General features: G+C 41.8%; 9 protein-coding genes. 1 reads left to right on the top strand and 8 read right to left on the bottom strand.

Annotated features, from left to right (window positions below; genetic code table 11):
- Positions 1–127: 127 nt before the first annotated feature.
- Positions 128–1549 carry a serine-type D-Ala-D-Ala carboxypeptidase gene (gene dacB, locus PAND9192_RS15410; RefSeq protein ID WP_234999168.1) on the top strand — a complete coding sequence of 474 codons (1422 nt, stop codon included), beginning with the start codon at positions 128–130 and terminating at the stop codon, positions 1547–1549.
- 102 nt (positions 1550–1651) lie between these two features.
- Here dacB and carB read toward each other — a convergent pair whose 3' ends face one another.
- From carB to ileS, 8 genes are all read right to left on the bottom strand, one after another.
- On the bottom strand, positions 1652–4870 hold the full coding sequence (gene carB / locus PAND9192_RS15405) for a carbamoyl-phosphate synthase large subunit (RefSeq protein ID WP_087854494.1): 3219 nt from the start codon (positions 4868–4870) through the stop codon (positions 1652–1654).
- A gap of 16 nt (positions 4871–4886) precedes the next feature.
- Complete coding sequence (gene carA, locus PAND9192_RS15400; protein ID WP_087854493.1) at positions 4887–6026, bottom strand: glutamine-hydrolyzing carbamoyl-phosphate synthase small subunit; 1140 nt, start codon at positions 6024–6026, stop codon at positions 4887–4889.
- Between the two features lie 553 nt (positions 6027–6579).
- Positions 6580–7389, bottom strand: coding sequence for a 4-hydroxy-tetrahydrodipicolinate reductase (gene dapB / locus PAND9192_RS15395; RefSeq protein ID WP_060997657.1), 810 nt, complete (start codon positions 7387–7389; stop codon positions 6580–6582).
- A gap of 119 nt (positions 7390–7508) precedes the next feature.
- Positions 7509–8453, bottom strand: a complete 945-nt coding sequence (ispH, locus tag PAND9192_RS15390; RefSeq protein ID WP_087854492.1) for a 4-hydroxy-3-methylbut-2-enyl diphosphate reductase — start codon at positions 8451–8453, stop codon at positions 7509–7511.
- 12 nt (positions 8454–8465) lie between these two features.
- The gene (gene fkpB / locus PAND9192_RS15385; RefSeq protein WP_060997655.1) at positions 8466–8900 is read right to left on the bottom strand and encodes an FKBP-type peptidyl-prolyl cis-trans isomerase; all 435 of its coding nucleotides are present in this window, start codon (positions 8898–8900) and stop codon (positions 8466–8468) included.
- Positions 8901–8999: 99 nt separating this feature from the next.
- Entirely contained in the window at positions 9000–9518 is a 519-nt protein-coding gene (gene lspA, locus PAND9192_RS15380) for a signal peptidase II (RefSeq protein ID WP_087854491.1), read from the bottom strand.
- Between the two features lie 158 nt (positions 9519–9676).
- A complete protein-coding gene (gene lspA, locus PAND9192_RS15375; protein ID WP_087854490.1) occupies positions 9677–10201 on the bottom strand; it encodes a signal peptidase II in 525 nt (174 codons plus the stop codon).
- Positions 10201–13041, bottom strand: coding sequence for an isoleucine--tRNA ligase (ileS, locus tag PAND9192_RS15370; RefSeq protein ID WP_087854489.1), 2841 nt, complete (start codon positions 13039–13041; stop codon positions 10201–10203). Before ileS ends, lspA (PAND9192_RS15375) begins: the two co-directional genes overlap by 1 nt.
- Positions 13042–13046: the final 5 nt, after the last annotated feature.

Raw genomic sequence — 13046 nt, 5'->3', positions numbered from 1 at the left:
TAAAAAAGCGTCGACCTCGGTCGGCGCTTTTTGCTATCTCAAGCAGCAAATTATTGGTAATAACCATATCAAGTGGCTTTTTTTACTAACAGAGTTAAAAAAGCTATGATTGTGATTCATTTTACTTATGCCAATATTCCTAAAGATGCTTAAACGACTTATTTGTTCTGCCTTGCTACTAACAAGCATGCCATCATTTGCAGCGTTTGCGCCTCAGCAAGCCCTCACGCTATTACCGACAGGTAGTGATGCCTCACTACTGGTTGTTAACCCTGCAACCAATAAAATCATCTACCAACATCAAGCCAGCCATCTCCAAGCACCAGCCAGTACTCAAAAGTTATTAACCGCACTTGCGGCTAAATTATATTTAGGTAATGATTTCCGTTTTAGTACTAACCTTGAGACTCAAGGCAATAATGTTATTTTAAATTTTAATGGTGATCCAACCCTAAAAAGCACTGATATTGCCAACCTGTTACGCCAACTCAAGCAACAAGGTGTTAGTACCATTAAAGGTAATCTTTATCTTAATGGTGGTCATTTTACTGGATTTGAACATGCGGTAGGCTCACCGTGGGATATGCTGACTCAGTGCTACAGTGCGCCATCAAGTAGCATTACTTTGGAGCACAATTGTTTTGAAGGGGCGTTATATTCAAACATGGCTTTTGGTGCTAAAACACGGTTACATATTCCTAGCCACCAGCCAATTACCGCTACCAATGATGCAATTGTGGTCACCAAAGCACAGCAAAAAGACCAACACTGTGAGTTATCACTGCAAGCCAATGATAATAATAACTACCACATCACTGGCTGTATTCAACCTAAAAAAGATCCACTCGCGCTGCGATTTGCGGTACAAAATACCACACTATATACAACGGCTATTATTAAGCGTGAATTAAAACAAGCAGGGATCAGTTTAGACGGTAAAATTTTACGTAATGACACCATCAACGGTAAGATCATTGCAACCCATCAGTCTGCGCCATTAACAACACTGCTGTATATCATGCTTAAACGTTCTGATAATTTATTTGCCGACAACCTTGCTAAAACCATCGGCGCTAAATACTTTAATCAAGCGGGTAATTATGCCAATGGTGTCGCCGCTATTAAAGCGATCCTAAAACAAAAAGCCAATATTGATTTATCTAACACTGTTATGGTTGATGGTTCAGGGCTTTCACGTAATAACCGCCTAAATACTCATGATTTAATGGAAGTGCTTAGTTACATTTACCAGCACCCTAAACTAGGATTAATCACCGATTTACCCGTTGCAGGTAAAAGTGGCACTCTTCAATACCGTAAAAGTGTTCAAACTGCGCCATTAAAAGATCATATGATTGCCAAAACAGGCTCATTATTTGGCACTTATAATCTGGCCGGTATTCTTAAAACCAAATCGGGTGAACCTTTGTTGTTTGTTCAATTAGTTACTAACTATTACCCAACTGAGGCTGAATTAAAGGCCAACCCGCTACCACCAATTAATCAATTTGAAAAACAGTACTATACCTCACTGTATAACAACTATTGATTAACATTAACGTGGTTGTCGTTTAGTATTTTGAGTAAATAAAAAAGCCGATCATTTAATGATCGGCTTTTTATTACAATTAATAATTGTATCGAAATACGATTACTTAATCATTGCATGCAGTTCTTGAATCGATGTTACTGTGTTGCGGTCATCTGCAGTGTGTGCCAGACAAGTCGCAAAACCTGCGTTCAAAGTGGTCGTGTAATTGACCTTTTCAGCCAAAGCACTACGACGTAGTACCTTAGAATCCTCAATCGCTTGACGACCCTCAGCAGTATTCACAATATAGGTGTACTCATTATTCTTAATTCGATCAAGAATATGAGGACGACCTTCGTGAACCTTGTTTACCAAACGTGGGTTAATACCCGCTTCGCCAAGAATAACCGCCGTACCATGAGTTGCATCTAGTTGGTATCCCAGTTTAATCAACTTAGAAGCCAAATCAACCACACGCTTCTTATCACCTTCACGTACAGAAAGTAATGCACGACCTGATGATGGATACTCTTTACCACAGCCTAGCTCAGCTTTAGCAAACGCTTCTGCAAAAGTATTACCAATGCCCATAACCTCACCTGTTGAGCGCATTTCTGGGCCTAACAGTGGATCAACGCCTGGGAATTTGTTAAATGGCAGTACCACTTCTTTCACAGAGTAATACGGTGGAATGATTTCTTTGGTGAAACCTTGTGACTCAAGTGATTGACCCGCCATTACACGTGCAGCAATCTTAGCTAATGGTGCGCCAGTTGCTTTTGAAACAAATGGTACCGTACGTGCAGCACGCGGATTAACTTCAATTAAGTAAACTTGGTTATCTTTAACAGCGAACTGAGTATTCATTAAACCTCGAACACCTAATTCAAATGCTAAGTTCTTCACTTGCTCACGCATTACATTTTGAATATCTTGGCTTAGCGTATAAGCAGGTAATGAACACGCTGAGTCACCAGAGTGAACACCGGCTTGCTCGATATGCTCCATGATACCGCCAATTACCACTTGTTCGCCGTCACAAATCGCATCAACATCGACTTCAATCGCATCATCTAAGAAACGGTCTAACAATACTGGTGATTCGTTTGATACACTTACTGCTTCATTAAAGTAACGACGTAAATCTTGCTCATCGTAAACAATTTCCATTGCACGACCACCAAGTACATACGATGGACGTACCACTAATGGGAAACCGATGATTTTTGATTTCTCAATCGCCTGCTCCATCGTGGTCACGGTTGCGTTTTCAGGTTGTAATAAACCTAAACGGTCAACTGCTTGTTGGAAACGCTCACGGTCTTCAGCACGGTCGATAGCATCTGGGCTCGTACCAATAATTGGCACACCAGCAGCTTCAAGTGCACGTGCTAATTTAAGTGGCGTTTGGCCACCGTATTGAACGATAACACCTTTTGGTTTCTCAACACGTGCAATCGCAAGTACATCTTCCAGTGTTACTGGTTCAAAGTACAAACGGTCAGAAGTATCATAATCGGTTGATACTGTTTCTGGGTTACAGTTAACCATAATGGTTTCGTAACCGTCTTCACGTAATGCTAGTGATGCATGTACACAACAGTAATCAAATTCAATTCCCTGACCAATACGGTTAGGGCCACCACCAAGAATCATGATCTTTTCTTTAGTCGTTGGATTTGCTTCACATTCATCATCATAAGATGAGTACATGTAAGCTGTATCTGATGAAAACTCAGCTGCACAAGTATCAACACGCTTATACACTGGGTGAATATTGAATTGGTCACGCAGCTTGCGAATTTCACTTTCAGCGACACCAAGCAATTTAGCTAGGCGCGCATCAGCAAAACCTTTACGCTTTAATGTACGTAGTGATTGTTCATTAAGACCTGCAAAACCTGCCGCTTTTACGCGTGCTTCGTCTTTAATAATGTCTTCGATTTGAACCAAGAACCAACGGTCAATGTTGGTAAGGTTAAAGATACCGTCAACTGACATCCCCGCACGGAATGCATCACCGATGTACCAAATACGCTCAGCACCCGCTTCTTTTAGTTCATAGCGAATTTTGCTCATTGCATCAGGTTCATCAAGATCAACCATCTCGTCAAAACCATTCGCGCCAACTTCTAAACCACGTAAAGCTTTATGTAATGATTCTTGTTGGTTACGGCCAATCGCCATTACTTCACCAACAGATTTCATCTGCGTCGTTAGGCGATCGTTAGCACCTGCAAATTTTTCAAAGTTAAAACGAGGAATTTTAGTTACAACATAGTCAATCGTTGGTTCAAACGAGGCTGGTGTTGCGCCACCTGTGATGTCATTCATTAGTTCATCAAGAGTAAAACCAATCGCCAGTTTTGCTGCGATTTTAGCAATCGGGAAACCTGTTGCTTTAGATGCTAATGCTGATGAGCGTGATACACGTGGGTTCATTTCGATGATAACCATACGGCCATCTTCAGGGTTAATACCAAACTGAACGTTTGAACCACCTGTTTCAACACCAATTTCACGTAATACAGCTAGCGATGCATTACGCATTAGCTGGTATTCTTTATCCGTTAGTGTTTGTGCTGGTGCAACAGTGATTGAGTCACCAGTATGAATACCCATTGGGTCAAAGTTCTCAATCGCACAGACGATAATGCAGTTGTCGTTTTTATCACGCACAACTTCCATTTCGTATTCTTTCCAGCCGATCAGTGACTCATCAATCAACAACTCACTGGTTGGTGATAAATCGAGACCGCGAGAACAGATTTCTTCAAACTCTTGTTTATTGTAAGCAATACCGCCACCGGTACCCCCCATCGTAAACGACGGACGAATAATACAAGGGAAGCCAACCATATCGAGAACTTTGTAAGCTTCTTCCATGGTAGTTGCAGTATCTGCACGTGGACATTCAAGCCCAATCGCTTTCATTGCTTTATCGAAACGTGAACGGTTTTCAGCTTTATCAATCGCATCCGCTGTTGCGCCAATCATTTCGACATTAAATTCTTTTAATACGCCATATTTTTCAAGATCTAACGCACAGTTAAGTGCAGTTTGGCCACCCATCGTTGGCAATACTGCATCTGGACGTTCTTTTTCGATGATCTTGCGTACCACTTCCCAGTGAATAGGCTCAATGTATGTTGCATCCGCCATATCAGGGTCGGTCATGATCGTTGCTGGATTTGAGTTAACCAGAATAACGCGGTAACCCTCTTCACGTAACGCTTTACATGCTTGTGCACCTGAGTAGTCGAATTCACACGCTTGACCGATAACAATCGGACCAGCACCTAAGATTAATACACTTTTAATGTCAGTACGTTTTGGCATTTTTACTACTCCCAGTTTAGGCGCTGTGTTTCTTGATTAGTTCGATGAAATGATCAAATAGTGGTGCTGCATCATGTGGACCAGGGCTCGCTTCTGGGTGGCCTTGGAAACTAAATGCTGGCTTGTCGGTACGATGGATACCTTGTAAAGAGCCATCAAACAGGGATTTATGTGTTGCACGTAGATTATCAGGTAAGGTTGCTTCATCAGCGGCAAAACCGTGGTTTTGGCTGGTGATCATTACCACATCACGCTCAAGATCTTTTACTGGGTGGTTAGCACCGTGGTGACCAAATTTCATTTTCACTGTTTGTGCACCACTAGCCAATGCCAGAATTTGGTGACCAAGACAGATACCAAAAATCGGTAACCCTTTGTCTAAAAATACTTTTGTAGCTTCAATCGCATAAGTACATGGCGCTGGATCACCAGGACCATTGGATAAGAAAACACCATTTGGATTTAATGCTAATACTTCTTCTGCTGACGTTTGCGCCGGTACTACCGTTAGACGGCAACCGCGGTCAACAAGCATACGTAGAATATTGCGCTTAGCACCAAAATCGTAAGCAACAACATGGTACGGCAGTTCGCTGTCATCTTTTGCTGCAGGTAAACCGCCCGTTAATGTCCATGAACCTTGCTTCCAGCTATAAGTTTCAGCCGTGGTCACTTCTTTTGCTAAATCCATACCTTTAAGACCAGGGAATGCTTTAGCTTGAGCTAATGCCGCTGTCTCATCAAGGTCATTACCAGCCATGATACAACCGTTTTGAGCACCTTTCTCACGTAAAATACGGGTTAACTTACGCGTATCAATATCAGCGATGCCAACAATATTTTGTGATTTAAGGTAGTCAGAAAGGGATTGTTCAGAGCGGAAGTTAGAAGCAATAAGAGGAAGATCACGAATAACTAAACCTTGAGCATGAATTGCTGTTGATTCTTCGTCTTCGGTATTAGTACCAGTGTTGCCAATATGAGGATAAGTAAGAGTAACGATCTGTTGCGAGTAAGAGGGGTCAGTGAGAATTTCCTGGTACCCCGTCATCGAGGTATTAAAAACAACTTCACCAACAGCCGAACCATCTGCCCCAATGGACACGCCGCGGAACACTGTCCCATCTTCAAGGACTAACAGCGCAGATTTGCTCAAGACAACCTCCAAAAAATAAAAATGCAATTAAAACAGATAAATTTGCAACTACCCATTCCATTTAACGCCAAAAACCTTTAACTACTGATTTTTGACAAATTGCGCAAATTCTATGGATCAGTTAGCAAACTGTCAACATTTAACTGTAATTAAATTTAGAAAATCACGACCAAGCACTCTTTTTTGTACCAAACACTGAAAAAAACAACTTTAATTACATCTTTAGGACTATTGAATAACGCAACCCACAATGTAATCGATTGCCAAAGTAACAAACCAATTAACAAAATTTAAAACAATGCGCAAACGATAAAATAATTAGACTTTACATACAAAAACAACCACAAACAAAGAGAAACAGCACTAGATTGATATAAACAACATCAAAATACACAATTCAAACAGGATTACCCTATGCTTGAGTTACAGTAAATCAGTCAGCTTAAGCTATGCACAAAATACCCACAAACATGCATAAAAAAAATCGTAAACGATCATTCAGTTATAAAAAAACCTGCACAATGGCAGGTCTTAAAGCAAGTCGAGACTGAATCTATAATCGATCCAAATCCAATACATCTGTCATGGTATAAAATCCACAAGGCTTATTATTGAGCCATGCTGCAGCACGCACTGCGCCATTAGCAAATGTCATTCTGTCAGTCGCTTTATGGGTAATTTCAACCCGCTCACCAATATCAGCAAACATAGCGGTGTGTTCACCGACAATATCTCCAGCTCGAATGGTCGCAAAACCGATCTCATCACGCGTACGCTCGCCGGTGATCCCTTCACGCGCGTAAACAGCAACATCACTGAGTTTGTTACCCATCGCACCAGCGATCGCTTCACCCATACCTATTGCTGTTCCCGATGGCGCATCTACTTTATGACGATGATGAGCTTCGATAATTTCAACATCACAGTAGTCTCCCATCACTTTGGCGGCTTTTTCTAATAACTTAAACACCAAATTGACTCCAACACTGTAGTTAGGAGCCATAACGACAGCTATCTGCTCAGCTGCAGTATCAATGAGCTGCCGCTGTTGCTCACTAAAACCTGTAGTACCTATGACTATTTTTTTATGGTGCAGCTGGCATAACTCAAGGTTTGCCAGTGTGACTACTGGTGCAGTAAAATCAATTAACACATCAAAGTCATCTATCGCTTGGCTAAGATCATCAATAATAACAACACTCGCCAAACCAATTCCTGCGAGCTCTCCAGCATCCGCACCCACTAAACTCGAGCCTGTACGCTCAGTAGCAACCGTTAGTGTCGTTGTATTTGACAATGCAGTAGCTTTAATTAACTGACGTCCCATTCGTCCGGCTGCGCCGGCTATTGCAATTCTGACCATTAACGTGCGTCTCCTACACTATTTATTTCATAATAATATCGTTCCACTGTAGCTTGTTGACTATGATAAAAAAAGCCCCAGTTTTCACTGAGGCTCATCAATCACAAACAAACACTGGCTTAGATATTTTTTACTTGTAACTCTTTTGGTACTTCAAAGAACATATTTTCTTCACGACCAGATAATTCTTCAACATCAGCAGCATTAGTGAGTTGCTTAATTCGCGTAATAATTTGATTCACTAACTCTTCAGGTGCTGACGCACCAGCCGTAACACCGACTAAAGTTTTATCTTCAAACCATAGTGGATCAATATCGTCTGCACTATCGGTCAAATAACCCGGCGTGCCAAGTTTTACCGCCAGCTCACGTAAGCGATTTGAATTGGATGAATTTTTAGAGCCGACCACAATCATTACATCAACCGTGGCAGCCATTTCACGTACTGCATCTTGACGATTTTGGGTTGCATAACAAATATCATCTTTACGTGGTCCTTGAATATCAGGGAACACCTGCCGCAGACGATCAATGACATCGGCTGTTTCATCAACAGATAACGTAGTTTGACTAACAAAATGAAGATTTGATGGATCTTTTACTACTAAAGCATCGACATCTTGTGGTTTCTCAACCAAATACATACCACCGTCTTGGTTGGCATATTGACCCATGGTACCTTCGACTTCAGGATGACCAGCATGGCCAATCAACACCACTTCCATCGCTTTACGACTAGCGCGAGCCACTTCCATATGTACTTTTGTTACCAATGGGCAGGTAGCATCAAACACAGTTAATTGTCGTGCTTTAGCTTCATTTCTAACCGCTTGCGACACTCCATGAGCCGAGAAAATAACGATATTATCGTCAGGTACTTCACTTAATTCCTCAACAAAAATAGCTCCACGCTGTTTAAGCCCTTCGACAACAAAGCGGTTATGCACAACTTCATGACGTACATAAATAGGTGGCTGATACATTTCTAGTGCACGCTCAACAATGCTAATCGCACGATCAACACCAGCACAAAAACCCCGTGGATTTGCGAGTAATATTTTCATCAATTATGGCTCTTAACGTTCAATGGAGACAACTTCAACCTCAAAGGTGACTGTCTTACCTGCTAATGGGTGATTAAAGTCAACGGTCACTGACTCACCCATTACTTGAGTAATTATACCGGGAATATCATGCCCATCAGGTCCTGTGAAGGCAATAATACGACCAACTTCAGCTGGTGTATTTGCACTAAACTTACTCAGATCGACATGATGAATATTATTCGGGTTTGAAGGACCAAAAGCATCTTCAGGTGCTAAATCAAATGTCGCTTTTTGTCCTACTGTTAATCCTAATAGACATTTTTCAAAGTTAGCAGTAAGACTGCCATCACCCATGCGAAATATCACTGGTTTAGCATTAGCAAATGTCGATTCAGCGACAGACCCATCAGCCAATTTAATCGCAAAATGCATTAGCACTTCGCTGTTATCCTTGATCACCGACATATATTTTCCCCTATTATTGGTTACGACTATTTAACAACAAAGTGTCACGGGTATCAACGCATGCTGACTAAGGTTTTACCTACTTCAACAACTCTGACGCTACTTTGGAACAGTTCGAGGCGAGTTAATACTGCTCAATAAATACAATATTGCACCGCAACAAATGGCAACATCAGCAATATTAAAAATAGCAAAATGGTGATTCTTATAATAAAAATCTAAAAAATCAATTACAAAACCATAATGTACTCGATCGAAAAGATTGCCTAATGCGCCCCCAATAATCAATGCACAACCAATATTATGCGCCGTTTTTGTAATCGAAGCTTGGCGCATTTGATAACTTAAAAAACCACATACCACCACAGCAATGAAGCAAAATAGCCACCGTTGCCAACCCCCTTCGGTACTTAAAAAACTAAATGCAGCACCAGTATTATGGACGTAATACAGATTCATAAATGGCAATACGGCTATCGGTTTCTCCCCATTGGCAGCCATAGTACCCATAATGATAATTTTACTTAGGTAATCAACCATGAACACAATCATTGCGACCCATAGCCAGCGTAAGCCTGATCGTTGCTCAAATTTTGAATCTAATCCTACCTTTGCCATTTGGGTATACTCCTCATCACACCATTTGCCATCTAGTATAACTATTGCCACTGAAATTTAAGTCTTATCGAAGTCAAACATAGACCGCCAATTAATAATTAAAAAAAAACGCCACCTGTAATCACAGGCAGCGTTATATTTTAATAACCTATCAATGTTTAGTGTGCTTTAGCGACTTTATCGGCTCGAAAACCATCAAGAATCAATAATGCAGCCCCTAAACAAATGGCTGAATCAGCAATGTTAAATGCAGGCCAATGATAATTACCGTAGTAAAAATCAAGAAAATCGACCACAAAACCATGGTATAAGCGATCAAATAAATTGCCTAATGCACCACCAATAATTAGCGCATACGCAATGTTGGCCATTTTATTGGTTGCAGGTGTACGACGCATCCACACCGCTAATAAACCACAAACACCAAAGGCAATCGCTGCAAATAACCATCGCTGCCAACCACCCGCACTACTTAAAAAACTAAATGCGGCACCGGTATTGTGCACATACAGTAAATTAAAAAACGGGGTGATTTCAATCCGGTTTGGCCAACCATAGCCCATCGTGTCCATCACCAATAGCTTAGAGCCATTGTCGATAATAAATACCAGAATCGCTAGCCATAACCAGCGAATACCCGATTGTTTAAGCGTTAGCGGTTGCTGAGGCGTTGAACTAGTCATTAGGCAAATTTACGCTCTTCGCCGTCGCCATCGATGTTAGTTACACAACGGCCACACACTTCTTCGTGTCCTGCAATTGTGCCAACATCAGCAACATGGTGCCAACAACGCTCACATTTTGCCGCTTCTGATGCATTCACAGTTACAAATAATCCTTCGATATCTGTTTCTTGTGCGCCTTCAGGCTTGCTATCAGCAACAACAACTTGTGCTTTTGATGTTAGCAATACAAAACGTAATTCGTCTTCTAGCTTATTCAGTTTCGCTGCAAGCTCTGCATTTGCAGTTAATGTCACTTCAGCTTGTAGTGAGCCACCGATAACTTTTTCGCTACGTGCTGTTTCAAGTAACTTGTTCACTGCACCACGAACTTGCTGAATTTCAGCCCAGAAATCATTGTTTAGCTCTTCGTTTTCAGCTAGACCAAATAAACCATCGAACCACTCACCAGTAAACACGAATTGATCACGCTTACCTGGCATTTCGTTCCAGATTTCATCAGCAGTGAATGACATGATAGGTGCCATCCAACGAACAAGTGCTTCAACGATGTAGTAAAGTGCTGTTTGACAGCTACGTTGTGCATGACTGCCACGTTTTGCTGTGTATTGACGGTCTTTAATAACATCTAAGTAGAAAGAACCCATTTCAACAGAACAGAACTGCATTAAACGTTGAGTTACTGTATGTAGGTTGTAGTCTTCGTATGCTTTAACGATCTCTTCTTGAGCCGCCATTGCACGACCCACAGCCCAACGATCAAGTGCTACCATTTCGTCAACTGGCACACAATCTGTTTCTGGGTTAAAGCCGTTTAGGTTCGCAAGGAAGAAACGTGCTGTGTTACGAATACGACGGTACGCATCAGCTGAACGCTTTAGGATCTCATCAGATACTGCAACTTCACCAGTGTAATCAGTTGATGCAACCCATAGACGTAGAATATCTGCGCCAAGCTTGTTGGTCACATCTTTAGGTGCAACAACGTTACCCACTGATTTCGACATTTTACGGCCTTGACCGTCAACCACGAAGCCGTGTGTTAACACTTGCTTATACGGGGCTTTGTCTTTCATCGCTACCGATGAAATCAATGAAGACTGGAACCAACCACGGTGTTGATCTGAACCTTCAAGGTAAAGATCCGCTGAATGGCCGTTAAACTCAGGGCGGCTATCAACCACTGAGAAGTGAGTAACACCAGAGTCAAACCATACATCTAATGTATCTAGTACTTTCTCGTAATTAGCGGCATCTTCTGCGCTCATTACGTCAGTTAGTTCTAGATCCCACCACGCTTGAATACCCTTTTTCTCAACAAGCTGTGCTACTTTTTCAATTAGCTCAGATGTTTGAGGGTGAAGCTCTTGCGTTTCTTTATGGATAAACAATGCAATTGGCACACCCCAAGTACGTTGACGTGAGATACACCACTCAGGACGACCTTCAACCATACCTTCGATACGGCTTTGGCCCCACTCAGGCATCCACTGCACGCTCTTGATTTCTTCTAATGCTTTTGCACGCAGACCGGCTTTCTCCATTGAGATAAACCACTGTGGCGTTGCACGGAAGATAATTGGCGTTTTATGACGCCAGCAATGTGGGTAGCTGTGAGTGATTTTTGAGAAATGTAACAATGAACCATGTTCACGTAATACATCTACAACCACTTCGTTAGCTTTAAATACGTGTTGACCAGCAAAGATCTCAGTATCAGGCAAGTAAACGCCGTTGCTACCAACTGGGTTAGCAATTTCTAAGTTGTACTTTTGACCAACCACGAAGTCTTCTTGACCGTGGCCAGGTGCGGTATGTACACAACCAGTACCTGATTCTGTTGTAACGTGATCAGCAAGCACTACTGGCACATCAAAGCTGTAGAATGGGTGATTAAAGCGCATTAGCTCTAATGCATCACCTTTACAGAAACCAAGAATTTCTGATTCTTCAAAGCCAACACGGCCCATCACTTCTTTCACAAGCTCAGCCGCTACGATCAAACGTTGTGGTTGAGGGTGTGCGTCAGTTACTGGTGTTTGTACTAATGCGTATTCAAGATCTGCACTTACAGCAACTGCGCGGTTAGCTGGCATTGTCCACGGTGTGGTTGTCCAGATAACAATCGACACATCGCCTTGGCCTTGGTCAGCAACACAGCCAAACTTCGCTAATACTGCAGCTTCATCTACCGCTTTAAATTTAACATCGATAGATAGCGATACTTTATCTTGGTATTCAACTTCAGCTTCAGCCAAAGCAGAACCACAATCAGTACACCAGTGAACAGGCTTAAAACCTTTCAGTAGATGATCTTTATCTGCAATTTTACCTAATGCACGAATGATATTGGCTTCAGTACCAAAATCCATAGTGCGGTATGGCTTGTCCCACTGGCCTAGTACACCTAGACGCATGAAACTTTCTTTTTGGCCTTCAACTTGACCAGCAGCATATGCACGACATTTTTCGCGGAACTCAGCAGCCGTTAATTTTTGACCTGGCTTACCAAATTTCTTTTCTACCATTAATTCAATCGGTAGACCGTGGCAATCCCAACCAGGAATGTACGGTGAATCAAAGCCAGAAAGTGTCTTTGACTTAATAATAATATCTTTAAGAATCTTGTTTAACGCGTGACCGATGTGAATATCACCGTTAGCGTAAGGAGGGCCATCGTGTAATACGAAAGATTTTTTACCTTTCTTAGCTTTACGAATTTCACCGTAAAGATCTTCATCATACCAACGCTTAAGCATTGCTGGCTCACGTTGAGCTAGGTTGCCTCGCATCGGAAACCCTGTTTCAGGCAGGTTCAGGGTATCTTTATAGTCACTCATGGATT

Source organism: Photobacterium andalusiense (assembly GCF_900185625.1).
In the GTDB taxonomy this organism is placed as follows: Bacteria; Pseudomonadota; Gammaproteobacteria; order Enterobacterales; family Vibrionaceae; genus Photobacterium; species Photobacterium aquimaris.
This window is presented reverse-complemented; position numbering and strand designations above follow the sequence as displayed.

Excerpts from the sequence above, each read along its gene's own strand:
- lspA (WP_087854490.1), bottom strand. The coding sequence starts at position 10,201 with ATGACTAGTTCAACGCCTCAGCAACCGCTAACGCTTAAACAATCGGGT.
- carB (WP_087854494.1), bottom strand. The coding sequence starts at position 4,870 with ATGCCAAAACGTACTGACATTAAAAGTGTATTAATCTTAGGTGCTGGT.
- ileS (WP_087854489.1), bottom strand. The coding sequence starts at position 13,041 with ATGAGTGACTATAAAGATACCCTGAACCTGCCTGAAACAGGGTTTCCG.
- ispH (WP_087854492.1), bottom strand. The coding sequence starts at position 8,453 with ATGAAAATATTACTCGCAAATCCACGGGGTTTTTGTGCTGGTGTTGAT.
- dapB (WP_060997657.1), bottom strand. The coding sequence starts at position 7,389 with ATGGTCAGAATTGCAATAGCCGGCGCAGCCGGACGAATGGGACGTCAG.
- dacB (WP_234999168.1), top strand. The coding sequence starts at position 128 with ATGCCAATATTCCTAAAGATGCTTAAACGACTTATTTGTTCTGCCTTG.
- fkpB (WP_060997655.1), bottom strand. The coding sequence starts at position 8,900 with ATGTCGGTGATCAAGGATAACAGCGAAGTGCTAATGCATTTTGCGATT.
- lspA (WP_087854491.1), bottom strand. The coding sequence starts at position 9,518 with ATGGCAAAGGTAGGATTAGATTCAAAATTTGAGCAACGATCAGGCTTA.